The sequence below is a fragment of the Pseudoduganella lutea genome (genome assembly GCF_004209755.1).
Classification (GTDB): domain Bacteria; phylum Pseudomonadota; class Gammaproteobacteria; order Burkholderiales; family Burkholderiaceae_D; genus Rugamonas; species Rugamonas lutea.
This window is the reverse complement of sequence record NZ_CP035913.1, coordinates 5,682,283-5,706,236: the sequence shown is the minus strand read 5'-3', so window position 1 is coordinate 5,706,236 and position 23,954 is coordinate 5,682,283. Positions and strand designations below refer to the sequence as shown.

The 23,954-nt window shown below is 67.1% G+C and carries 21 protein-coding genes and 2 riboswitches; of the genes, 9 read left to right on the top strand and 12 right to left on the bottom strand.

All coding sequences use genetic code 11. The annotated features are described in order from the left end of the window. Positions 1-227 precede the first annotated feature (227 nt). A complete protein-coding gene (locus EWM63_RS24275) occupies positions 228-407 on the top strand; it encodes a hypothetical protein (protein ID WP_130188823.1) in 180 nt (59 codons plus the stop codon). Positions 408-552: 145 nt separating this feature from the next. On the opposite strand, the gene EWM63_RS24270 is transcribed toward EWM63_RS24275, so the two are convergent. From EWM63_RS24270 to EWM63_RS24245, 6 genes are all read right to left on the bottom strand, one after another. After that, positions 553-1,113, bottom strand: a complete 561-nt coding sequence (locus EWM63_RS24270; RefSeq protein WP_130188822.1) for an ATP-dependent Clp protease proteolytic subunit — start codon at positions 1,111-1,113, stop codon at positions 553-555. A gap of 141 nt (positions 1,114-1,254) precedes the next feature. Next, positions 1,255-2,052 (bottom strand): ABC transporter permease, encoded by a 798-nt coding sequence (locus EWM63_RS24265; RefSeq protein ID WP_229487485.1) that lies wholly within the window; start codon positions 2,050-2,052, stop codon positions 1,255-1,257. A gap of 13 nt (positions 2,053-2,065) precedes the next feature. Then, positions 2,066-2,809: an ABC transporter ATP-binding protein gene (locus EWM63_RS24260; protein WP_130188821.1), complete on the bottom strand. Its 744-nt coding sequence runs from the start codon at positions 2,807-2,809 to the stop codon at positions 2,066-2,068. Between the two features lie 20 nt (positions 2,810-2,829). Further along, the gene (locus tag EWM63_RS24255) at positions 2,830-3,792 is read right to left on the bottom strand and encodes an ABC transporter substrate-binding protein (protein WP_130188820.1); all 963 of its coding nucleotides are present in this window, start codon (positions 3,790-3,792) and stop codon (positions 2,830-2,832) included. Between the two features lie 2 nt (positions 3,793-3,794). Further along, the gene (locus EWM63_RS24250) at positions 3,795-4,910 is read right to left on the bottom strand and encodes an aryl-sulfate sulfotransferase (protein ID WP_130188819.1); all 1,116 of its coding nucleotides are present in this window, start codon (positions 4,908-4,910) and stop codon (positions 3,795-3,797) included. A 14-nt stretch (positions 4,911-4,924) separates the two neighbouring features. Then, positions 4,925-6,049, bottom strand: coding sequence for a porin (locus EWM63_RS24245; protein ID WP_130188818.1), 1,125 nt, complete (start codon positions 6,047-6,049; stop codon positions 4,925-4,927). A gap of 113 nt (positions 6,050-6,162) precedes the next feature. Between EWM63_RS24245 and EWM63_RS24240 the strand changes: the two genes are divergently transcribed. From EWM63_RS24240 to gcvP, 4 genes are all read left to right on the top strand, one after another. Continuing rightward, a complete protein-coding gene (locus EWM63_RS24240) occupies positions 6,163-7,122 on the top strand; it encodes a LysR family transcriptional regulator (protein WP_130188817.1) in 960 nt (319 codons plus the stop codon). A gap of 175 nt (positions 7,123-7,297) precedes the next feature. Next, positions 7,298-7,385, top strand: a riboswitch (glycine riboswitch). Positions 7,386-7,394: 9 nt separating this feature from the next. After that, a riboswitch (glycine riboswitch) is annotated at positions 7,395-7,515 on the top strand. Between the two features lie 97 nt (positions 7,516-7,612). Beyond that, positions 7,613-8,734, top strand: a complete 1,122-nt coding sequence (gene gcvT, locus EWM63_RS24235) for a glycine cleavage system aminomethyltransferase GcvT (RefSeq protein WP_130188816.1) — start codon at positions 7,613-7,615, stop codon at positions 8,732-8,734. Between the two features lie 30 nt (positions 8,735-8,764). Next, positions 8,765-9,148 (top strand): glycine cleavage system protein GcvH, encoded by a 384-nt coding sequence (gene gcvH, locus EWM63_RS24230; RefSeq protein ID WP_130188815.1) that lies wholly within the window; start codon positions 8,765-8,767, stop codon positions 9,146-9,148. A gap of 71 nt (positions 9,149-9,219) precedes the next feature. Continuing rightward, on the top strand, positions 9,220-12,114 hold the full coding sequence (gene gcvP / locus EWM63_RS24225) for an aminomethyl-transferring glycine dehydrogenase (protein WP_130188814.1): 2,895 nt from the start codon (positions 9,220-9,222) through the stop codon (positions 12,112-12,114). 54 nt (positions 12,115-12,168) lie between these two features. Here gcvP and EWM63_RS24220 read toward each other — a convergent pair whose 3' ends face one another. Both EWM63_RS24220 and EWM63_RS24215 read right to left on the bottom strand, forming a co-directional pair. Beyond that, positions 12,169-13,209: a hypothetical protein gene (locus EWM63_RS24220; protein WP_130188813.1), complete on the bottom strand. Its 1,041-nt coding sequence runs from the start codon at positions 13,207-13,209 to the stop codon at positions 12,169-12,171. A gap of 6 nt (positions 13,210-13,215) precedes the next feature. Further along, positions 13,216-13,938: a hypothetical protein gene (locus tag EWM63_RS24215; protein WP_130188812.1), complete on the bottom strand. Its 723-nt coding sequence runs from the start codon at positions 13,936-13,938 to the stop codon at positions 13,216-13,218. A 131-nt stretch (positions 13,939-14,069) separates the two neighbouring features. Between EWM63_RS24215 and EWM63_RS24210 the strand changes: the two genes are divergently transcribed. The 3 genes from EWM63_RS24210 to EWM63_RS24205 all read left to right on the top strand — a co-directional run bounded on the left by EWM63_RS24210 (position 14,070) and on the right by EWM63_RS24205 (position 18,060). Next, positions 14,070-17,351, top strand: a complete 3,282-nt coding sequence (locus tag EWM63_RS24210) for an nSTAND1 domain-containing NTPase (protein ID WP_130188811.1) — start codon at positions 14,070-14,072, stop codon at positions 17,349-17,351. Beyond that, on the top strand, positions 17,344-17,517 hold the full coding sequence (locus EWM63_RS31865; protein WP_165390902.1) for a hypothetical protein: 174 nt from the start codon (positions 17,344-17,346) through the stop codon (positions 17,515-17,517). The genes EWM63_RS24210 and EWM63_RS31865 overlap by 8 nt, the downstream gene beginning before the upstream one ends. A gap of 138 nt (positions 17,518-17,655) precedes the next feature. Next, complete coding sequence (locus EWM63_RS24205; RefSeq protein WP_229487484.1) at positions 17,656-18,060, top strand: cupin domain-containing protein; 405 nt, start codon at positions 17,656-17,658, stop codon at positions 18,058-18,060. Here EWM63_RS24205 and EWM63_RS24200 read toward each other — a convergent pair whose 3' ends face one another. From EWM63_RS24200 to EWM63_RS24190, 3 genes are read right to left on the bottom strand one after another with little or no spacing between them, the layout of a single operon-like run. Continuing rightward, entirely contained in the window at positions 18,061-19,437 is a 1,377-nt protein-coding gene (locus EWM63_RS24200; protein ID WP_130188810.1) for a hypothetical protein, read from the bottom strand. Then, positions 19,434-20,333: an ABC transporter ATP-binding protein gene (locus EWM63_RS24195; protein ID WP_130188809.1), complete on the bottom strand. Its 900-nt coding sequence runs from the start codon at positions 20,331-20,333 to the stop codon at positions 19,434-19,436. Before EWM63_RS24195 ends, EWM63_RS24200 begins: the two co-directional genes overlap by 4 nt. Continuing rightward, positions 20,330-20,722 (bottom strand): GntR family transcriptional regulator, encoded by a 393-nt coding sequence (locus tag EWM63_RS24190; protein ID WP_130188808.1) that lies wholly within the window; start codon positions 20,720-20,722, stop codon positions 20,330-20,332. The genes EWM63_RS24195 and EWM63_RS24190 overlap by 4 nt, the downstream gene beginning before the upstream one ends. A gap of 163 nt (positions 20,723-20,885) precedes the next feature. Between EWM63_RS24190 and EWM63_RS24185 the strand changes: the two genes are divergently transcribed. Continuing rightward, positions 20,886-22,184: a glycosyltransferase gene (locus tag EWM63_RS24185; protein WP_130188807.1), complete on the top strand. Its 1,299-nt coding sequence runs from the start codon at positions 20,886-20,888 to the stop codon at positions 22,182-22,184. Between the two features lie 85 nt (positions 22,185-22,269). Here EWM63_RS24185 and EWM63_RS24180 read toward each other — a convergent pair whose 3' ends face one another. Then, complete coding sequence (locus tag EWM63_RS24180; protein WP_130188806.1) at positions 22,270-23,937, bottom strand: peptide chain release factor 3; 1,668 nt, start codon at positions 23,935-23,937, stop codon at positions 22,270-22,272. Between the last annotated feature and the right edge of the window lie 17 nt (positions 23,938-23,954).

Sequence of the window (23,954 nt, the reverse complement as noted above, 5' to 3'; positions counted from 1 at the left end):
CGCGGCTTACGGCAGAGCTCGCAAGTCCTTGTATTGATGAGCTTTATGCTCGCGCTGCAAGCGCTTGTCCTACAGGGGCTAACGGTAAACTCCGATATCCGGGGGCTGATCAAAAACGCATCATTTCACAACCGGAAACGCATTGGAAACCAAGGTGCACGCAATGCAAAAGGTTTTGCGATGACCGCTCCGGCCCGTGTTCCCCTCTCCATTGAAAGGAAAGCAAAATGGCTTCGAATCAGAAAAGTGGTGGCAACAAGCAGGGTTCTTCGTCCAGCGGCTCCAAGCAGTCCGGCAACCAGGGTTCCAAGTCGGGCGGCACCCAGGGCGGCACGCCGGAGCAGCACGCCGAGGCCGGCCGTCAAAGCCACAAGAACGACAACAAGAAGTCCGGCTCGAAGAAGTAATCCCTGCCGCAAGGCGGGCACCGGGCATCGCCAACAGGATGCCTCACCATGAGAAAAGCTTGGAAAGGTAGCGCCGTTCCAAGCTTTTTTCTTATCAGTTCCCGGCTATGCGATGGCTGGCGGCCCGATGGGCTGAGTCAGGACGCTAGATGTTGGTCACGCGCTTGCCTTTGGGCGGCCGGAAGTTACGCACTTCATTGACGAGCCCCACCTTCGCCGCGTCGTGTGCAGTCAGGTGCAGGTCGGCATGGGCATGCACGAGCCAGTGCTCGTCGCTCAGCTGCACGTGCTGGCGCAGAATCGATTCAGTGCGCGCATCGTCGGCCTGCAGGCCCTCGACGATGATGCGCAGCGCATCCGGCCGGGCGCCGGAAGGCGCGCTGGCATGCGACTTGTGCACCATGAACCGCCCTGTTTCGCTGGCGTAGCGCTCCTGGCCCGACAGGAACAGGATCACCGCGATCGACGCCACTGCGCCACCGTTGTACATCACGATCCTGATCGGCAGGTTCGACAGGTAGTTGTAAAGACACAGGCCATCGCTGACATAGCCGCCATTCGACTGCAGCAGGATATGGGCCGTCTCCACGCCATCTTCCGTCATGTCCGCCACCGCTTCGAACACACGGTGCACCATATCGCTGTTGACATCGCCCGACAACGTAAACCAGGCGGCGCCATCGAGTTTTTGCTTATCCTCGCTCATGTTTTTTTACCCTCAAAGAACGGTGTTCGCCATTCTAGCGCGGGCACCGTTTTGGGGCCGCACGACCGGGCGCGGGCGGTGTGGCTGGATGTTTCCGCTAGTCACATAGCTCTGCGATAGCGCAAGGCCTGGGAGGGGCAATCAATGCGCAGACTCATGCCACCTGCGCAACAGCACCCGCCCTGCCCCGCTCGCGGCGGCAAATAATCCAAACCCCAGCACCGTTGCCGCGATCACCTCGGCAAACAGCAAGGCCGTGTCCATCCGCCCCTGCGCAAAGACGATCTGCACGCCGAGGCCGCCGGCCGAGTTCCCGGCCCCGATGATGAATTCGCCGACGATGGCGCCGATCACGGACAAGCCCGCTGAGATGCGCAGCCCGGCCATCACGTGGGGCAGCGCTGCTGGCAGGCGCAGGCGGATGAACGTGCGCCAGCGCCCCACTCGGTGCAGCGCGAACAGTTCGAGCAGCTGGCGGGGCGTCGACCGCAGGCCGAGCAGCGTGTTGTTCACGATCGGGAACAGCGCCATGATCAGCGCGATCAGCACCACGGAGCGCTCGTTGTAGCCGCTCCACAGCACGATCAGCGGCGCCACCGCCACCACGGGCACGGTCTGCAGCAGTACGGCGTAGGGATACAGGCACCGTTCCAGCAGGCGCGCCTGGCTCATCGCCGCGGCCAGCGCGATGCCGAAGAGCGCGGCCAGCGCATAGCCGAGCACCGCTTCGCGCAGCGTGGTGAGCGCCGCAGCGGCCAGCAGGCCGGCATGGTCCGACGCGGCCGACGCCACCTCCAGCGGCGATGGCAGCAGGTAGCCCTTGCCCTGGTAGACGGTCATGCACAGTGCCTGCCAGGCGGCCAGCACCACCAGTGCCAGCGCCGGCGCGGGCAGTGCCTGCGCCGCCATCCGTTGCAGCGAGAGAGAACGTTCAGCCATGATTTCCTGTGCTTCAAATAGTGGTGGAGGCGCGCAGTGTCGCGCTGACCTGTCCTGACAGCGCGGCGAATGCCGGGCTGGCGCGCAACTCGGGCGCGCGCGGGAACGGGAACGGCACGTCGAACACCTGCACGACGCGGCCCGGCCGCGGCGCCATCACGACGACACGCTGCGACAGGAACAGTGCTTCCTGCACGTTGTGCGTGACCAGCACGCCGGTACAGCCGGCCTGCCGCCACAGCTGCGACAACTGCTCCTGCAGCAGGTCGCGCGTCAGCTCGTCGACGGCGGCCAGTGGCTCGTCCAGCAGCAGCAGGTCGGGGCGCAAGGCCAGCGCACGGGCCAGCGAGAGCCGCATGCGCATGCCGCCGGACAGTTCGTGCGGATACGCATGGCCGAAGTCGGCCAGGCCGACCTGCCGCAACACTTCGGTGGCGCGTGCATCCTGCTCTGGCGGCTTCCAGCGCTCGAGCTCCATCAGCAGGCGCACATTGCCGTCGACCGTGCGCCACGGCAGCAGCGCCGGTTCCTGGAACACGAACGCCGGCATGCCGGTGCCGCGCCGGCACTGCCCTTCACTGGGCTCGACCATGCCGGCGATGATGCGCAGCAGCGTGGACTTGCCGCAGCCGGAGGGGCCGACGATCGACGTGAACGAGCCGGCCGGCAGTGCCAGGTCGACGGCTTCCAGCGCCAGCAAGCCATTGTCGTAGCGCTTCGTCACGCCATCGAGCGTGATGCCCGCCCCGTCGCTCATTGGCCTAGTCAGTTGCCCACTCATGTGCCGCAACCCGGGACGAGCGTGCCGTCGAACGCGGTTTTTTCGTCGAAGGCGGCCGGCAGGAATTTCACGGACCGCAGCTGTGCCGCCAGCTCGCGCCAGCGCGCCGCGCTCATGCAGCCGAAGCGGGCCGGGTCGCGGGCCAGTTGCGTGTCGATCAGTTCGCGGCTGGACGAGTCGTACAGCGCAGGCGAAATCTGCCCATTCATGGCGGTCAGCAGCGGGCGCAGCGCGGCCGGGTTGGCCGCGTAGTTGCGCCAGCCTTGCCGCAACGCGGCCACCGTGGCGCGCACGAGTGCGGGCCTGGTGCGGATCATCTCGTCCGTCGTGAACAGCACGCCGTAGGAACGGTAGCCCAGCGACGCCAGCGTGAACTGACCGACGGCCAGGCCGGCCCCTTGCATGCGGGCCGGCAGGTACAGCGAATACCCTTGCTGCACCATCGCCGGATCGTTGCGGAACAGCCCCAGGTCGCCGCTGACGGGAATCGTGCGCGCACCATCGAGCCGGTAGTGGTGGCGCACCCATTCCCAGTACGCACTGCCCAGGTTGACGGCAAAGGTGCGGTCGCGCAGGTCACCGATCGACTTCACCGCCGGGTTGCGGTGATACACCAGCGTGTAGGGCACGTAATCGAGGTGGGCCAGCACGGCGCGCACTGGCGCACCCTTGGCGCGGGCCAGCAATAAATCGTCCGCATTGGCGATGCCGAATTCGGCCTGGCCCGATGCGACCTGCGGGATCGTCTGGACGCGCGGGCCACCCTGCTGGACGGCGATCGCGATGCCCGCATCGCGGCCCAGCTTGTCCTGCTGCGCCTGCCAATAGCCCGCCTGGTCGGGCTGGGCAAACCAGTTCATCAGGATACGTACCGGCGCGGGTTCCGCGCCGGCCGCATGGCCCGCGGTGCCAAGCGCGAGCAAGGCGCTGGCAAGGCAACTCTTCAGGGCGCCATGCATGTTCAATCCTCCAGCCACGGCAGCTGTTCGCGGCTGTAGCGGAATGTCTGGAACACGCTGTTCTGGCGGCCCGGCACGTAGCTGCGCGCCGCTTCGTCCGGATATTCCGCGAACCACGGAATGATGTACTCCCACACCACTTCGCCTTCCGGCGTGACTTCGAACAGCCTCCCCGTAGCCGATTCCGTCACGTGCGTGTTCCCGTTCGGCAGGCGCTGGGCGCTGCCCATGTAGGCCGTGTAGAACGCGTTCACCAGTTCATCCTGGTACGACCAGGCGACGGCATTCGTGTGCGGATCGATTTCCAGCACGCGTGAAAACACCACGTGCTGGCCCTCGCGGAAGTTGCCGTTGTCGAACGTGAGGATATTGCCGTTGTCCAGTGCCACCGGCGCGTGCTGGTGCGATACCACGCCCGGCGGTATATGCAGTTTCACATTGCCGCTGGCCCGGTCCACGCCGATGATGCCGCTGGTCGTGCGCAGGCTCATGAGCACGAGGCCCTCCGCCGTCACGTCCAGGCCATTCACCAACGGCCAGTGGTTGCGCCCGAAGCCCGCGGCGATCGGGAACGCTTCCGGTTCCAGGTGTTCCCAGGCCTTCCATTCCCACACGATGTCGCCGGCGCGGTTCACTTCGCGGATCACGTCGCCATACGTGACTTCGTCCGCATGCTTGGCGGTGCCGCCCGGGATGCGTTTCGCGAACGCCGGCGGCAGCGGCGCGCAGCCCGCATACAGCAGGTGGCCATTGGCCAGCCAGCGCGCATCGTGGTGGTGGCTGTCGTCCTCGTAGCGCCAGACCACGTCGCCGGCCGGCGTCACTTCATAGAAATCGCCGCCATGCCACAGCGACCAGGGACCGTAGCGGTCCGGCGAATGCGCGTGGTTGCCGTTGTAGCCCAGGTTGCCGTTCGGCAGGATCACCGCGGCGCGGCCCGGTCGCACGGGCAGCTTCCACTGGTGCGCGACGTTGCCCTCGATATCGACCAGGTAGACGTTGCCGTCCGCCGTCTGCGGCGCGATCAGCGTGTAGCCGCCGGCGCTGAGCGCGGGATCGTGGGCGATGAGGCCGACGCCGCGGCGGCGCTGGGTGATTTGATCGACGGTTGTTTTCATTGTGGTGCTCCAGTTCAGAATTGATGGCGGATGCCGACGCCGGCCGTGTAGCCGTCCGGGCGGGCTTGGGAATTCCTGCTGCGAAGATAGTTCGCATAGACGTCGGTACGGCGCGACAGGTGGTAGTCGTAGCCGATCACCGCTTCCTGCAGCAGCGTTTCAGTGCGTGAAGCGGGTGAAGTGGATGAAACCGGTGACGAGGGGCCGGCATAACGGGTGCGCGCATACTCAGCCAGGATCCGGCCACCGCCGGCGGGGATCGCCACGCTGGCCTGCGCCGTACGGGCATGAATCCGCGAGATTTCCTGCCGGCTGCGCTGCCACGTGGCGAATGCCTTCAGCACGCCGAAGTCATAGCTGGCGCCGGCAAAGTAACTTTTTGTGGAAGCGTTGGCCGGTACCAGCACGCCGTTCGCCTCGAAGGGCTTGCTGTACCAGTCCGCCGTGGCGCCACCGGAACTTTGCACCTCGGTGTTCTGGTAATACGCGGCCAGCCCCAGCGGGCCGCGGTGGAACAGCACGTTCGCGCCCCAGTTGGCGACGCCGCGCCGGCCGGCGATTTCGCCCGGTGCGTAGTGCAGGTTGACGGTGGCGCCGGCCAGTTTCGGCGACGTGTAGTGCACCTGGCCATCCCACGCGGTGTCGTGGATCAGGCCATCGACGCCGGCAAACGACGGGTACTGCGTGAAGTTGAAATACGTGGCGTGCCACAGCGGGCCCCAGCCACCGGAATTGCCGAACGCGTTGAACTGCAGCGTGGGCAGGAAGGATGGATTGTTACCCCGGCCGATATCGATGGCGCCCAGCCCGGGCGAGGAAATGCCCACGAAGGCGCTGCGGCCGAACAGGTTCTGCTGGTTCGTGCCGCCGATGATCGAGCCATTCTTCATGCTGAAGAACGAGCTGATCTCGAAATAGGCTTTCGCGCCGCCACCCAGGTCCTCGGTGCCGCGCACGCCGAATTGCGACGTGGTCATCGAACCGCTCGTCACATACAGCTTGCGGGCGCCGCTGCCCGCCAGCTTGTTCACGGCCACGCCCGCATCGACCAGGCCGAACACGCTGACCTGCGACTGTGCCACGGCCGGCAAGGCCATCAAGGCCCATGCCGCGGCGACTCCCTTATGCAATACGCTCACATTCCCTCCCTGTCGGACCCGGTTGTCCCGGCGAATGAAAGGATTGTAGAGATGACAATACGTACGGAATAGCTGATAATTCGAGATGGACCGTCAACTATTTCTTTACACTCATGCCGGCGATCTCCCAAGCATTCCGCTGTTTCGACGAAGTTGCCCGCCGCGGCTCGGTGCGCAAGGCAGCGGAAACGCTGCACCTGACCGCGGCGGCGGTGAACCAGCAGATCCTGAATCTGGAAAAGACGGTGGGCACGCCGCTGTTCGACCGCCTGCCGCGCGGCATGCAGTTGACGATCGCCGGTGAACTCATGCTCGGTGCCGTGCGCCGCGGCCAGCGCGATTTCGACAACGCGCTCGCGCAGGTCGAAGAACTGCGCGACCTGCGCCGCGGGCACGTCAACCTGGGGGTCTCGCACTCTTCCGCGGAGCACCTGCTCCCGCAAGTAATCGGCCGCCTGATGGACAGCCATCCCGGCGTCACCTACAACGTCCGCTCGGGCAATGGCGCCACGCTGTTGCACTGGGTGGCGAATGGCGAAGTGGATGTGGCGTATTGCCTGCGCCGCAGCCTGCCGCCGCCGGGCATCGAGGAAGTGCGGGCCTGGCCACAGCGACTGGGCGCCGTGACAGCGCCGGACCACCCGCTGGCGCGATCGGGCCGGAGTGTGCGGCTGCGCGACTGCCTGGAATACCCGTTAGTGCTGATGGCGCAGGACATGGAACTCTCCAGCATGGCCCGCCAGATCGAGCCGCGCCTGCATGGCGCGGCCCGGCCGGTGGTGGAAACAAGCTCGGTGGCGATGGCGCGCACGCTGGTGGAACGGGGCCAGGCGGTTTCCTTCCTGATCCCCGATAACGTGGCGCAAGCCGTCGCCGCGAACACGCTGGCCTGGATACCGCTGCTGGACGCCGGCGCCCTGCTGCATTCCTGCCTGTACCAGCGCACCGGCTACAGCAGCAGCGCCGCGATGGCCGTGTTCCTGGTCGCGCTGGACGAGGCCATCGAGGACATCCGCATCCGGTTCGACATGCCGCAGGCGGCGCCGATCGAGGCGGGCAATTTCGCGGTGTGAGTCGGATGGCCGTCGTGCCGCTCAAGATTGCATTGGATCAAGAGTGCCATGCATCGCGCCGGCCTGCCACGATGACGACATGGAAAGCGGCAGCGGAAAACGCTTTGCCCGCCGGCAAATGCCGCGCCCCTCCCCCCGCCACATTGACACCCCCTTGTACTTAACTTATAGTCCCGATCCTCGACCGGGAGAGCGCAGCGCAACGCTGCCGCCGAAGGGGCATCACCCAAAAACTCTCAGGCAACAAGGACCGGTCAGGGGCCGCCAACGGCGGCCAAAACTCTGGAGAGCGGCACGCTTATACGGTAACCGGTAAGCTTGCCCACCGAAGGGGCGTGCGGAGTCGAACCATCGAACCGCTATCTCTCAGGTACCGAGGACAGAGGGGTAACGAACAACAGTGGAAAAGTGCTGTCCGCTTCTTCCGTGCCTATGCGTGCAGTAATGCGTGGCTGTTGTGCTGTTAACCCCAACCGAAGTCCGAGGCCCCATGACGCTCAAAGCCACTCCACTCAACGCAGCCCACCGCGCCCTTGGCGCCCGCATGGTCGATTTCGGCGGCTGGGACATGCCCGTCAACTACGGTTCGCAGATCGAGGAACACCATGCCGTGCGCAGCGACGCCGGCATGTTCGACGTGGCGCACATGTGCGTCGTCGACATCGAAGGCAGCGACGTACGCGGCTTCCTGCGCCGGCTGCTGGCGAACAACGTCGACAAGCTGCAGGTGTCCGGCAAGGCACTGTACTCGTGCATGCTGAACCCCAAAGGCGGCGTGATCGACGACCTGATCGTCTACTTCTTCACCGAAAACTGGTTCCGCCTCGTCGTGAACGCCGGCACCGCCGAAAAGGACGTGGCGTGGATGCAGGCGAAGAGCGACGAGTGGAATGCCGGCGTCACCATTACCCAGCGCAGGGATGGCGGTGAGAATGCGATGGCTCTGATCGCCGTGCAGGGCCCGAACGCCCGCGCCAAGGTGTGGGAACTGATCCCGCAAGCGAAGGACGCCACGGCCGACATGAAACCGTTCAACGTGGCCATCGTCAAGGACACCGCGTTCGGCGAAGCCATGGTGGCGCGCACCGGTTACACGGGCGAAGACGGCTTTGAAATCGGCGTGGCCGCCACGCAGGCCAGGGCGCTGTGGAATGCGCTGGCCGCCGCCGGCGTGAAGCCGGCCGGCCTCGGTGCGCGCGACACGCTGCGCCTGGAAGCCGGCATGAACCTGTATGGCCAGGACATGGACGATACCGTGAACCCGCTGGATGCGGGCCTGGCATGGACGATCGACCTGGTGTCCGAACGCGATTTCGTCGGCAAGGCCGCCCTCCAGGCCAAGGGGCAGAACGCCCAGTTCGTGGGCCTGATCCTGCGCGAAAAGGGCGGCGTGCTGCGCGCCCACCAGAAAGTCATCGCCGCGGACGGCGCCACCGGCGAGATCACGTCCGGCACCTTCAGCCCCACAATGCAGCAGGCGATCGCGCTGGCGCGCGTGCCGATGGGCGTGCAGGTGGGAGATACCGTGCACGTGGAAATCCGCGACAAGAAGCTCGCCGCTTCCGTCGTCAAGCTGCCTTTCGTCCGGAACGGTAAAATCCTCGCCGCCTGACCCCAACAACACAACCAATCTGGAGCACACATGAGCAACATCCCCGCAGAGCTGAAGTACACCGAGTCCCACGAGTGGATCCGCAAGGAAGACGACGGCACCATCACCGTCGGCATCACGGAATTCGCGCAGGACGCGCTGGGCGACATCGTGTTCGTCGAGCTGCCGAAGGTCGGCAACAGCTACACGGCAGGCGACGACGCCGCCGTGGTGGAATCCGTGAAAGCCGCCTCCGACATCTATGCTCCAGTGTCGGGCGAAATCACCGCCGTCAACGACGCGGTTGCGGGCTCGCCGGAATCGATCAATGCCAACGCGTATGACGCATGGCTGTTCAAGATGAAACCGGCCGACGCCAGCGCCATCGACGCCCTGCTGGACGCCGACACCTACGGCAAGAACACCGCCTCCTAAATCGCGCACGACCCGGGGCCGGCATGCCGGCCCCGCACTGGCCCCCTTTTACCTGGCCCAAGAGATCCTTCATGACCCGTACCAGCCTGACCACACTCGAAGCCCGCGACGCCTTCATCGCCCGCCACATCGGCCCGGACGCCACCGAACAGCAGCAGATGCTCGACACGCTCGGCTATGCAACCCGCGCCGCGCTGATCGATGCGATCGTTCCGGAAAATATCCGCAACCGCGCGCCCCTGCCCCTCGGCCAGTTCGCCGAGCCGCTGCCGGAACAGGCCGCGCTGGCGAAGCTGAAGGCCATCGCCGGCAAGAACAAGGTCGTGAAATCGCTGATCGGCCAGGGCTACTACGGCACGTTCACGCCGGGCGTGGTACTGCGCAACATCTTTGAAAACCCGGCGTGGTACACGGCCTACACCCCGTACCAGCCGGAGATCTCGCAGGGCCGCCTGGAAGCGATCCTGAACTTCCAGCAAGCGATCACCGACCTGACCGGCATGGGCATCGCCAACGCATCGATGCTGGACGAAGGCACGTCGGCCGCCGAGGCGATGACGCTGCTCCAGCGAGTCGGCAAATCGAAATCGAAAGCGTTCTACGTGGCCAATGACGTGCTACCGCAAACGCTCGAAGTGATCGCCACGCGCGCCGAGCCGCTGGGCATCGAGGTGCGCACGTTCGACCCGGCCGAACTGGCCGGCGTGACGGACGCGTTCGGCGTGCTGCTGCAATACCCGGGTGTCGACGGTTCCGTGCGCGACTACCGCGCCGACGTCGAGAAAGTGAAAGCTACCGGCGCGATGATCGTCGTGGCGGCCGACCTGCTGGCGCTCACGCTGCTCACGCCGCCGGGCGAATGGGGCGCGGATGTCGTCGTCGGCAACAGCCAGCGCTTCGGCGTGCCGCTGGGCTTCGGCGGCCCGCACGCCGGCTACATGGCCACGCGCGACGAATACAAGCGCTCCATGCCGGGCCGCCTGGTGGGCGTCACCGTCGACCAGCAAGGCAATATGGCATACCGCCTGGCGCTGCAGACCCGCGAGCAGCACATCCGCCGAGAAAAGGCCACGTCGAACATCTGCACCGCACAGGTGCTGCTGGCCGTGATCGCCTCGATGTATGCCGTCTACCATGGCCCGCAAGGCCTGGCGCAGATCGCCACCCGCGTGCACCGCTACACCGGCATCCTGGCCGACAGCCTGCGCACGCTGGGCTACAAGGTCACGAACCGCACGTTCTTCGACACGCTGACGATCGCCACCGACCGCGCCGAAGCGCTGCACGAAGCGGCCGTCGCCAATGGCATCAACCTGCGCCGCATCGATGCGCACCATGTGGGCGTATCGCTGGATGAAACGGCCGACCGCGGCACGCTGGCCGCGCTGTGGTCCGTGTTCGCCAGTGGGGTACAGGATTCGCCGGCGGCACCGGATTTCGCCACCATCGAAGGCGACAGCGAAGATGCGTTCCCCGCCGAACTGGCACGTTCGAGCGATTACCTCACGCACCCGGTCTTCAACCGCTACCACAGCGAAACCGAGATGCTGCGCTACCTGCGCTCGCTGGCTGACAAGGATCTCGCTCTCGACCGCACGATGATCCCGCTGGGTTCGTGCACGATGAAGCTGAACGCCACGAGCGAGATGATCCCGGTCACCTGGCCCGAGTTCTCGAACATCCACCCGTTCGCGCCGGAAGACCAGACCGTGGGCTACCGTGAAATGATCGGCCAGCTGGAAGAGATGCTGTGCGCCGTGACTGGCTATGCCGCCGTGTCGCTGCAGCCGAACGCCGGTTCGCAGGGCGAGTATGCCGGCCTGCTGGTGATCCAGAAATACCACCAGTCGCGCGGCGAAGGCCATCGCAACATCTGCCTGATCCCCTCGTCGGCACACGGCACCAACCCGGCATCGGCCAGCATGGTCGACATGCGCGTGGTCGTCACCGCCTGTGACGAGAACGGCAACGTCGACCTGGCCGACCTGAAGGCCAAGGCCGAGCAGCACAGTAAGAACCTGGCCTGCGTGATGGTGACCTACCCGTCCACGCACGGCGTGTTCGAGGAAGGCATCAAGGAGCTGTGCGAGATCGTGCACTCGCACGGCGGCCAGGTGTACATCGATGGCGCCAACATGAATGCGCTGGTCGGCGTGGCCGCGCCGGGCGCGTTCGGTGGCGACGTGTCGCACCTGAACCTGCACAAGACCTTCTGCATTCCGCACGGCGGCGGCGGGCCGGGCGTGGGCCCGATCGGCGTGGGCGCGCACCTGGCGGAATTCCTGCCGAACCAGCGTTCCACCGGCTACCAGCGCAACGAAAAAGGCATCGGCGCCGTGTCGGCAGCCGCCTACGGTTCCGCATCGATCCTGCCGATCTCGTGGATGTACATCGCGATGATGGGCGCCGAAGGCCTCACGGCGGCAACGGAAACGGCAATCCTGAACGCGAACTACATCGCGCGCCGCCTGGCGCCGCACTACCCGGTGCTGTATTCGGGCCATGACGGCCTGGTGGCGCACGAATGCATCATCGACCTGCGCCCGCTGACGGATGCCACCGGCATCAGCAACGAGGACGTGGCCAAGCGCCTGATGGACTTCGGCTTCCATGCGCCGACGATGAGCTTCCCGGTGCCGGGCACGCTGATGATCGAGCCGACCGAGTCGGAAGCGAAGGCCGAACTGGACCGCTTCATCGAAGCGATGATCGCCATCCGCGGCGAGATCGCCAAGGTGGAAAGCGGCGAATTCGACAAGGCGAACAACCCGCTCAAGTTCGCACCGCACACGGCCGGGGTGCTCATCGCCGACAACTGGGACCGCCAGTACAGCCGCGAAGCGGCCGCCTACCCGCTGCCATCGCTGCGCAAGCAGAAGTACTGGCCGCCGGTCGGCCGCGCCGACAACGTGTACGGCGACCGCAACCTGTTCTGCGGGTGCGCGCCGATCAGCGCCTACGAATAAGCGTTTCGGGTCGCATCAAAAACGCCGTCCGCCGCAAGGCGGGCGGCGTTTTTTTCATGGGGCCAGCCAGTCCACCGTCGCGATCTCGCTGCTGTACAGCAAACCATCCATCGTGAACCGCTGCACTTCCAGCCTGCCCTCCTCGATCGTCGCCGCATGGATGAACTGGCCGGCAATGGCCAGCACGGCACGCCGGCGCGTCAGCAGGAACGGCGGGCCCCATGCGCCGCGATGCGGCCGCAGCACCATCCACAGGTTTTCATCGGCATCCGCATAGGCGAGATAGTCGGCGCCGTCATGCACGTGGCTCGAGACCAGGCGGGCGCCGGCCACGCGGGCCACGGTCTGCGGCAGCGAATTGCCACCGCGGTAGACGACGATGCGCTCGCCCGCCGCGTACAGGTCCGGCACGTTCGGCATCGCGCCCGGCGCCAGCAGCACGCTGCTCGTGTGCGCCGGCAGGTCCGGATAGTCGAGCGCCACGTACCAGCCGAAGGGATCGCACAGCGGCGCGAAACGGAGCGCGCTGCCCTTGCCATAGGGGTGCAGCGCCCAGATGCCGGGTTGCCGGTAATTTCCGATCGCGTGGGCGTGCGCTTCCGGCAGGTGAAGGGCGCGCAGCGCGGGCTGTGGTGCCGCGGCGTTGCAATACCATGTGGACTGCCCCGCATGCACGAGCAGCAGCGGCGGCGCGCCCGCTTGCAGCGGCCCGAACGACAGCCGCGTGATACACGTGCCCGTCGGCAGCCCCGCCACGACCGACAGCCGCCGCATCGCATGCAGCCAGCCGTGGTCGTCCTGCGCGGCCGGCAGCCAGGTGGCGACAAGCAGCGTGCAGGCGCCGGTCGCCTCCTGCACCGCCAGCGCGATGCAGATCGTGCCATCGGGTGCCTGGCGCACGTCCGCGCAGCGCACCGGCAGCGCGATGGGCAGCGCGGCCGAGAGATCGGTATCGGACCAGGCGCCGGCACCCATGTGCCGCGCCATGCGCGGGCGGCCGGCGCCATCCACGCCGATGATCAGGGGCAGGTTGCCATCGCGAACGATGAGCAGGGGCCGCCGCCCCGCCCCGGGATGCATGGTCAAATGCGCCATCGCCGCTTACCCGTGGACATGGCACGGCGCGCGGTGCCAGAGAGGCGGTTCGATGGCCGCGGCAAGGCGGCTCACCAGTTGATCCTTCACCACGCCGAGACTCGTGCTCCCCTGCTCCCAGTCACGCTCGATCCGGCGTGCGTCCAGCAGGCGGGAAAACGGATCGCCCGAAACGTAGGGGCCGGTGCGGCCCGCATCGGCGCGCGGCGCCACCCGGCGGGCGTGGGTAACGACATTGGCCCGGCCGGCGGCGGTCAGCACCAGTTGCAGGCGCAGCGACCAGCGCAGCGTCAGCCTCGCCCAGCCCGTGCCCAGGTCGTGGGTGGCGCCGCTCGCCAGCGCGTGGCTCACCGTGTCGCGTTCATAACGGTTGCGCAGCGCGTGCAGGTCGACGGTCAGGCGAAGCCGGCCGGCCATGTCCGGCTGCTGGGACACGATCACGTCGTACCGGTGTTCCTGCTCGGAGATCCGCCGGTGCGCCATCGGGCCGGCCGTCCGCCATGCCAGCAATGCATGCTCGCGCCAGGTCCAGCCCTGGCTCGTACGAACGAACCGGGGTTCGCCAACGTGCCCGGTTTCGCTGTCCGACGCCTCCACGATGGCCGCGGCCGGCAGCGGCAATGGCGCGGGCCTGGCCGCCAGCCGGACCTCGAGGGCATCGACCAGCAACGGTTTGAGGTAATGCCGCGAGAACGCGTCGCGATCGGTGAAGTTATAAAGATGCGACATCTGTTTGATTTGCCGAAATGTTAAGATTGACGCTGATCAGTTAACCGAACTTTACGCAGGCGCCCCTTCCGGGGCCTTCCGGAAACCTTCCGGAACAGTCAAGTCACTGATTCATAAAGAAAAAAAATTTTATGGCTGGCGAACGGACAGATCGCTGCGGCTTCCGCTTCGGCGGCTGGCAGGTGGAAGTGGCAGGCAATGCGCTGCGCAGGGGCGACACGCGGGTGGCGCTGGAACCGCGCGCGATGGACGTGTTGCGCTACCTTTGCCGCCATCCGCACGCGGTGATCCCGGCCGAGGAACTGCTGGAAAAATGCTGGGGCACGGCTGAGCTGGGCGACAACCCGGTGCACAAGGCAATCGCCCAGTTGCGCAAGGCGCTGGGCGACTCCAGCACGGACCCGCGCTATATCGAAACGGTGCGCAAGCGCGGCTACCGGGCCATCGCCGAGGTGGAGGAAGAAGAAGAAACCACCGGTGGCTGGGACCAGGGGTCGCCCTTCCGGGGCCTGGCCGCTTTCGAGGAACAGCATGCCGCGATCTTCTTCGGCCGCGTGCAGACAGCCACGCGGTTGCGCCAGACGGTCCTCGACCAGGTCAGCGGCGGCTGCGCGATGACGCTGGTGCTGGGGGCTTCCGGTTCCGGCAAGACGTCACTGGTGCGGGCCGGCCTGCTGCCGCAACTGGCGGTGGCCGGCGGCGGACTGGTAGCCCTCGACTGCACGCTGCACATGGATTGCGCGGACCTGGGCGGCAGCGGCCTGCTGGGCGCACTGGCCGCCGTGCTGCTCGATGCGGAGCGGGATGACTGCCCGCTGCTGGAGGGGCACGACGCCGTTTCGCTGGGCCGGCGCTTGCGCGACGAGCCCGCGGCAATCGTCGCGCACCTGGCCGCGCCACCCGGCGCGAACGGTGCGGCAAGCCTTGCCGTGTTCGTCGACCGGCTCGAAGCGGTGTTCCGGTCGGGCGCCACCGATGCCGAGCGCGCCGCGTTCTTTCATGTGCTGGACAGGCTGGCGCGCGCCAAAGTGCTGGTGGTGCTGGCCTGCCGCAACGATTTCTACCCCGACGTGATGGCCGTGCCGGAAATGCTGTCGTTGAAGAAGCGCGGCGGCCATTTCGACGTGGATCCCCCGGACGGCGCAGCGATTGCGCAGATGATCCGCGAACCGGCGCGCGCGGCCAGGCTCGTGTTCGAGCGCGATGCCGGCAGCGGCGCCAGCCTCGATGACGTGCTGTGCGACGCCGCCCGCGCCAGCCCCGACGCGCTGCCACTGCTGGAGTACTGCCTCGACGAACTCTATCGCCAGCGCGGCGAGGATGGGCTGCTCCGCTTCGACGTGTTCCGCCAGCTGGGCGGCATCGAAGGCGCGTTGGGCGTGCGCGCCGAACAGCTGGTGGCGGCCTTGCCGCCGGCGCAGCAGGCTGCGCTGCCCCAGGTGCTGTCGCTGCTTGTGTGCGTGGGCGAGGAGCAGCAGTCAGTCACCGCACGGCGCGCGCCCTGGTCCGCCCTGCAAGCCGGGACGGCACGGGAACTGGTGCGCGCCCTGGTCGAAGCCCGGCTGTTCGTCAGCGAACTGGTGGGCGGCGTGCCCGGGTTCGGCGTTACCCATGAGGCGCTGTTGCGTCGCTGGCCGCGCATCGTGGAATGGATCGACACGCACCGGCAAGCGCTGCAAGTGCATACCCGGGTCGCGACGCAGGCGGCGCGCTGGGACGCGGCCGGCCGGCCCCGCGACCTGCTGCTGCCGGCCGGCCTGCAGGTCAACCAGGCGAGCGCCTTGCTGGACTCGACCGCCATGGCGCTGTCGGTCCCGGTAACGGCATTTGTCAGGGCATCGCAGCGCCGTGTAAAGCTGGCGGAACGCATGCGCATCGCCGTCGTGGCCGTGATAGCGATGCTGGCGCTGCTGGCAGCCCTGCTCGGGCTGGCCGCCCGCGCCGCGCAGCACGATGCCGAACGCCGGCGCGCGGACGCCGAAGCGCTGCTGGGCTTCATGCTCGGCGATTTCGCCGACAAGCTGCGCCCGCTGGGGCGCCTGGAATTGCTGGACGATGTCAGCAAGCGCGCCATGGCCTACCTTGCCGACGCAGCCGACGATGGCAATCCGCAGGCGGCATTGCAGCGTGCCAAGGCGCTCCAGGTCATCGCCGAAATCGATATTGCCCGGGGCAGGCCCGATACCGCACGCGCCGCCTTGCTGACCGCGCAGGCCACGCTGGCGGAACAGATCCGGCGTGCGCCGCACGACAGGGCGGCCCTGAAGGCCCAGGGGGCCGTGGCGTTCTGGCTCGGCAAGATCCATCGCAACCGGGACGAATGGCCTGCCGCCCTGGAGCATATGCAGCACTACCTGGCACTGAGCCGGAAGATGGTGGCGCTGGCACCGGACGATGCGGAGAGCCTGCTCGAGCTGTCCTATGCGCACCACAATATCGGCAGTGTCAGGATCGGCATGCGCGACTTCACGGCCGCCAGCGCGGCGTTCAGGGAATCGATCCGGCTGAAACGCGCCGTCATCGGCATGCAGCCGGGCGACGATGACGTGGTGATGAGCCTTGCCGGCACGTACTCCTGGCTGGCCAATGCCAGCGCGGCCCGCGGCGCGCTGGCGGAAGCGCTCGCGCTGTACGAAGCGGAACGCCAGCTGATCCAGCCCGTGCTGGAACGCCATCGAACCCATGCGGCATGGGGCGTGCGACTCGCTTCCGCCGTGTCCCACATTGCCGAGATGGAGCAGGCGCTGGGACGCCGGACCGCCCAGGAGCGGTGGCGCGAAGCGCACCGGATGATGGCGGCGTTCGCAGCGACCGATCCCAGCAACCTGGAATGGCAGCGCTTCCTGCAGGTGATCAGTGCCAAATCCGCTTACCTGGCATCGTTCACCACGCCGGTCATGGCACTTGCGCAGCTCGAGCAATCGAGCGAGGTGGTGCACCGTCTCGCCACGGCCGATCCGGCACATGCTGAACTCAGGCGCCTGAGCGTGCAACTGGACATCCAGCTCGCCGATATCCTGGTGCGCATGCGGCACATCGACAGGGCGGCACGGGTGCTCGAGCCCGCACTCGCCAGGCTGCGTTCCGGCGCCGCGCCCGGCGGCAAGGACATGTCGCTGCGCCTTCATCTTGCCGACGCATTGCTGGTGCATGGCGATATCCTGAAGCACCACCGGCAAAGCGAGGCATCGGCGGCGGCCTGCCGGGAAGCCGCTTCGACCCTGGCGCCGATGCGCCAGGCGGACATGGAGTACTTCGTCCTCGCCGCGCTGGTGCAGGCGCATGACTGCATGGGCGACGGCGACGCGGTGCGCGCGGAACGGCAGCGGTTGTCGAACATGGGGTTCCGCGACCCTGGCTACCTCCGTCACCTTTCACTTTATCCACCAAGACAGGAGCAACAGCATGACTGAAAAGAACAGGCAGGTACGGGACAAGACGGAACCGGCCAAGAAAATTACCAGCAACGACAAGGAAACCGACCTCGCGCCGCCGGCCGACCCCGTGGCGGCCACGCCTGCCGTGCCGACCGCCATGCTGACCCCGGAAGAGCCCAACGGCCCCGGGGCCAAGGGCTGAGGGCAGGACGAAAGCCGGGCGTGGCCCGGCTTTTTTTCCGTCCCGCCACAGTCATCGCCCGCGCCGGTTGAGTGGCGGCGCGGCCGGGCGTACCATCGTGCTGCACACCCGTGCGCCGACACCACGACGGAGGAAACGATGAGATGCCATGTCGCGGCCATGATGGCCGCTGCTTCTGCTGTATTGCTTGCCCTGCCCTGCACCGCCGCCCTGGCCCAGCCGACGGGCATCAAGCGCACCGTAATCGCCCGCGGCGATGTATCGGTGCCGAACCGCGAGGCGGTGGTTGCGCATGTGGAGCTGGCGCCGGGTGCCACCGCCGGCCGGCACACGCATCCCGGCGATGAAATCACCTACTTCCTCAATGGCGAAGGCGAGCTGCTGATCGATGGCGCGCCGCCACGGCGCGTCAAGGCCGGCGAAGCCATCATCATCCCCGCCGGCACGGTGCACGATGCGCGCAACCCCGGCAGCACCACGACGAAGCTGGTCGGCGTGTACGTCGTCGAGAAGGGGCAGCCATTGGCGACACCCGCCAAGTGATCAATCGGCCAGGCGCCCGGCCGGGAAGGCCGGCGCCGCGGCCAGCGCGCCACGCCAGCGCAGCACCAGCGCGATGGCGGTGCCGGCCAGCAGTGCGGCGCTGCCGGCGACCACCAGTGCCGGCGGGATGGCCCCGTATTCCGCCATGCCGCTCAACGGCGCCATCAGCAGCATCAGCAGCCCCGCCGCGAATTGCGCCCACTTCCAGCCGGGCCGGCGCGCATGGTCGCGCAGCAGCAGCGGCGTGAAGGCCAGGGCCACGACCGTGCAGCACAGCCACGCGGGCCAGGAAGCATCCGTCGACAGCACCACGGCGCCGCTGCAGGCAATGTAGAAGGCGCAGACGACACCGAAGCGGCGCAGCAGTGCCAGCGCCAGTTGCCGGTTCAGGTCGCGCGTGGGCGGCGCGGCCGGTGCAAGGCGCAGGACACCCTGTTCACCCTGCGTTTTCCTGAGGGCGCCCAGCAAGCCGTCGACGTGGCTCATGACCGTCAGCAGCATTGCCACGAGCAGCAATGGGATGAACGGGCGCATCGAGCCGCCACCCGCCAGGACACGCCAGGCCAGCGTTCCGGCGGTGAGCACTGCGATGATCACCACGGGGCGGCTCCAGTGGGCACGGCCGCCCAAGGCATCGAGCAGCCGCGTGGCGGGCCGGCCCGGTGAGCGCAGCCGCGCATGATAAAAACTGTCCAGCACGCGGAACAGGCCGCCGACCACCCCTCCGGGCTGGCCGGCCTTGCGCTTGCCGGTCACGCACGCCAGGCATGCTGCGATCCGGAAATGCGCATCGCCACCCCTGGGAAACAGCAGGCGCAGCACCAGGAAGCCTGGTGCGGCAAGCGCCAGCAGGCCAGTCACCGTGATAGCGGCCTCGTTCACCGACAGCACCGTTTCCACCGTGCCGGCGGAAGGCCACGGCAACCGCGTCGCCAGCCAGGCAAACGACGACAGGAATCCCAGCCATGGATAACGGCAGCACAGCGCGATGTACTGCAGCGCGGCGGCGCAGGCCAGCAGCATGTAGCCGGGATAGCCGGTGGCGATGCCGAACAGCAGGGCCGGCGCCAGGCTGGCGGCCAGCCACAGCACCGCGGTCAGGGCCAGCAGGTGGCGGCGCATGCCCGGCACCAGGCATGCGGCCGCGGGCGTGTTCATCCGCATCGCCGTCTGCAGGTACATGGCCCACCACATCACGACGGCGATCGACAGTGCCGCACCGGCGGCCGTCGCGCCAACGACCCGCGGCGCCCAGCCGGCCAGCACGGCCACCAGCGGCAGCACCGACGCCCCCAGCAGGCTCCACGTGATCCACAGGCTGCCCTGCGCGCGGTAGCGCAGCACGACTTGCAGCAACAGCTGGCGCCAGGCATTCATCGCGTCACCTCTTCGAACAGGTCTTCCAGCGATACCGGATCCAGCCGCACGCCGGGCGACGCCAGCAGCCGTACGGATTCCTGCGCGGACAGCCGCGCCACGATGCTGAACGCGCCGTTGTCATGCCGCACGCGGCCCAGTTCCTGGTCGAGCTGCAAGGTGGCCAGCGCGCGCGCATCGCCACTGACGCGGCGGGTCCCCTCGAGCAGCTCGTCGAGCGGCGCCTGCAGCGCGATGCGCCCGTCCTTCAGGAACGCCACGTCCACGGCGATCCGCTCCAGGTCGGACAGGATGTGTGTCGAGAACAGTACCGTGGTGCCGCGCTCGATCACGTCGTCGACCAGTTCGCGCAGGAAGTCGCGGCGGCCGACGGGGTCGAGGCTGGCGACGGGTTCATCGAGCACCAGCAGGTCGGGCTCCGGCGCCAGGGCGCGAATGATCGACAGGCGCTGCTGCTGGCCTGCGGACAGCCTGCCGATGCGCTGCCCGCGCGTGGCCGGGTCGAAGCCCCAGCGCGCCAGCAGGTTTTCCACCTTGTAGTCGTTCCAGCGCGGGTACAGCGTGCGGAAGTAGGCCAACAGCTGGTCGGGCGTGAGCCACTCGAACAGGTCGGACCTTTGCGGCACGTAGCCGATGCGCGCCCGCGCCGCCGCCGACAGGTCGCCGGCCGGTTCGCCGAACAGCGTGATGCTGTTTTCGCCGTTGCCACCGCCGATGCCGGCATCCGTTTCGCGCAGCCCCAGCATGCATTCGATCAGCGTCGACTTGCCGGCGCCATTGCGGCCCAGCAGGCCGACCACCTCGCCGCGACCGATCCGCCAGTCGACGCCGCGCAGCACGGAACGGCCGCCGAACGATCGCGTTACTCCCTTCAATGCCACCACGGATGTGTTCATTTCGCTTCCTTCAGGACTTGTTTGAACAGTTCGAGAATCGTGTGATCGTCCAGCTCCAGCTGACGTGCTTCGCGCGCCGCGCGCTCCAGTGCCGGCCGCAGCAGCGCCTCGCGCTCCCTGCGCCCACCGGCCTTGCGCTGCGCCACCTGCATGCCCTGCCCGCGGATGCGCTCCAGCGCGCCATCCATTTCCAGCAGGTTGTAGGCCTTGGACACCGTCATGGGGTTGACGGCCAGCGCGCCGGCCACGTCGCGCACCGATGGCAGCGTGTCGCCCGGCGCCAGCACCCCGGCGGCGGCCAGGCGTTTCACCTGCTCGATGAGCTGGCGATAGATCGGCTCCGGCGACCCGGTGGTGATGGCAAATAGCTGTGCGGTATGTTCGGTCATGGCTGGATGGCTGTCGAAGCTCGACAGCTGTATAGCTGTATTAGTTGATTGATACAGTATACAGCACACGTGGCGATGTCAAGCGCCACGTGCAGCGCGGCCCGAACCCGGCCATAATGGCGGCAAAGCATGGAAGCAGTGCGTCTCGACGGAAGGGAAATCGATGAGGATCGGCTTGCAAACCTGGGGCAGCCATGGCGACGTGCGCCCTTTCCTGGCGCTGGCGGAAGGCCTGCAGCGCGCCGGGCATGACGTCACGCTCGTCATCACCTGCGTGGACAGCGACGCGTATGGCCGCCTGGACTCGCCCTCGGGCCTGACCATCCGGGTCGTGGCATCGCCGGTGCTCGGGCCGGAGGCTGCGGAGGCGGTCGGTGCCACCGTGTTCGAGACGAACGACCCGATGCGGCAGATGGCGAAGATCATGCGCGTTGCCTTCGCCCCAGTCGAAGACCAGATGTTCGCGGCCGCGCAGCGGCTGTGCGCCGAGTGCGACGCGGTGATCGGGCATTTCTTCGTGTCGCCGCTGCGGGTGGCGGCAGAGGCCGCGGGCGTGCCTTATGTGGCCGTGATGCTGTCGCATGGCGGCGTGCCCAGTGCCTGGAGCCATCCGGTGCCGGTGCCGCGCATGGGCAAGACGGGCAACCGCCTGCTGTGGTGGTTGACGCGCCTGGCCATCAATCGCGCACTGAAGCCGGACATCAACACACTGCGCGCCCGGGCGGGCTTGCCGCCGGTGCACGACGTGGTCGACGAGATGTGGCTGTCGCCCCTGCTGACGCTGGTGGCGGTCAGCCCGGTCATCGCCGAGCACCAGCCCGACTGGCCAGCGGCCGTGCAGGTGAGCGGTTTCCTGGACATGCCCAACATCGCCGTGGAAGGCGCGCTGCCGGCCGGCCTGGACGCGTTCCTCGCCGCCGGCGAAGCGCCCATCTACATGACATTGGGCAGCTGGATGCCGGCCGATGTCGACTGGCAGGCCCGGACCCTGCAACTGCTGACGGAGGCGGCCCGTCTGGCGGAATGCCGGGCGATCATCCAGAGCGCCGATGCGCGCGGCTGCGGCTTCGCGTCGACGAATGAGGTGCTGTATGTGCAGGCGGCGCCGCACCATGCGATCTTTCCCCGCTGCTTCGCGGTGCTGCACCACGGCGGCGCCGGGACCACGCAGTCGGCCACGCTGGCCGGCAAGCCCTCCGTTGTGGTGCCGCACATCAGCGAGCAGCAGCATTGGGGCAGCGAACTGCGGCGCCTGGGCATTGCGGGCAAGCCCGTCCACCGCCGCAAGGCCACGCCCGAAAAACTGGCGGGGCTGATCCGGCAGGCGCGCGCCACCCCGGCCATGACGGTGGCCGCGGTAGCTGCGGCTACCATGATGCGGCGGGAAGATGGCGTGGCCACAGCGGTCGGCATGATCGAACGGGTGCTCGACGGTGTGAAGCGGCAGGGCACCGCGGGCTGAAAGCATGTTGGGGAACTACGCGCGTTCTCGCACCCAATGAAAAACCGCGCACGAGGCGCGGTTTTTTCGTTGGGGGAGCGGAGCGTTACAGCTTGGTCGCGTGCTCGCGGGTGGCGTGGAACGTCAGCTTCGGCCAGCGCTCCTGCGTGAGGCGCAGGTTGACGCCGGAGGTGGCCAGGTAGGCCAGGTTGCCGGCGGCATCGTAGGCCACGTTGTGGCCCAGGGCCGCTTCGAAGTCGGCCAGCGCCTTCTTGTCGTCCGATGAGACCCAGCGCGCGCTGCTGATGCTGGTGCCCTCGAACACGGCGTCGACGCCGTATTCGTTCATCAGGCGGCTGGCAACGACTTCGAACTGCAGCACGCCGACGGCGCCCAGCACCAGCTCGCCGCCCTGCACGGGCTTGAACACCTGCACGGCGCCCTCTTCGCCCAGCTGCTGCAGGCCCTTGTGCAGCTGCTTGATCTTCAGCGGATTGCGGATGCGCACCTGGCGGAAGAAGTCCGGCGCGAAGTACGGGATGCCGGTGAACTGAAGCATCTCGCCTTCCGAGAAACTGTCGCCGATCTGCATGTTGCCGTGGTTCGGCAGGCCGATGATGTCGCCGGCATATGCTTCCTCGACCTGCTCGCGCGACGAGGCCATGAACGTCACCACCGACGACACTTTTACTTCGCGCCCGAGGCGCAGGTGCTTGACTTTCATGCCCCGCTCGAAGCGGCCGGAGCACACGCGCAGGAAGGCGATGCGGTCGCGGTGCGCCGGGTCCATATTGGCCTGGATCTTGAACACGAAGCCGGAGAACGGCTGCTCGGTCGGTTCGACGGAACGCACGGTGGCATCGCGCTCGCGCGGCGGCGGCGCCCAGTCGACCAGCGCCGACAGGATCTCGCGCACGCCGAAGTTGTTGATCGCGGAACCGAAGAACACGGGCGTCTGGATACCGGCCAGGAACTGCTCCAGGTCGAACGGATGCGAGGCGCCGTGCACGAGTTCCACTTCCATCCTCAGCTGGTCCATCTCGAGCGGGAACATTTCCTGCAGCTTCGGATTGTCGATGCCCTTGATGACTTCGACGGTCTGGTTGGCGCTTTCCGAACCGGCGCGGAACAGCAGCACTTCATCGCGCAGCAGGTGGTACACGCCGCGGAAGTTCTTGCCCATGCCGATCGGCCATGTCACCGGCGCGCACTGGATCTTCAGCACCGATTCCAGTTCATCGAGCAGTTCGAGCGGATCGCGCGTTTCGCGGTCCATCTTGTTCATGAACGTGACGATCGGCGTATTGCGCATGCGGCAGACGTCGAGCAGCTTGATGGTCTGCGCCTCCACGCCCTTGGCCGCGTCGATCACCATCAGCGCCGAGTCGACCGCCGTCAGCACGCGGTACGTGTCTTCCGAAAAGTCCTGGTGGCCCGGGGTGTCGAGCAGGTTGATGATGTGGTCGCGGAATTCGAACTGCATCACCGACGAGGCTACGGAAATGCCGCGCTGCTTTTCGATCTCCATCCAGTCCGACGTGGCGTGGCGCGCGCTCTTGCGGGCCTTGACGGTACCGGCCATCTGGATCGCGCCCGAGAACAGCAGCAGCTTCTCGGTCAGCGTGGTTTTACCCGCATCGGGGTGGGAGATGATGCCGAACGTGCGGCGGCGCTGCACTTCGCGCGCGATCAGTGCCGCAGGCTTGGCGCTGGCGGCTTCCTGTTCGGTGGTGGCCTCGATGGCGGGATTGTTGACTTGGGATTCTTCGGACATGGTGGCGACCAACGGTT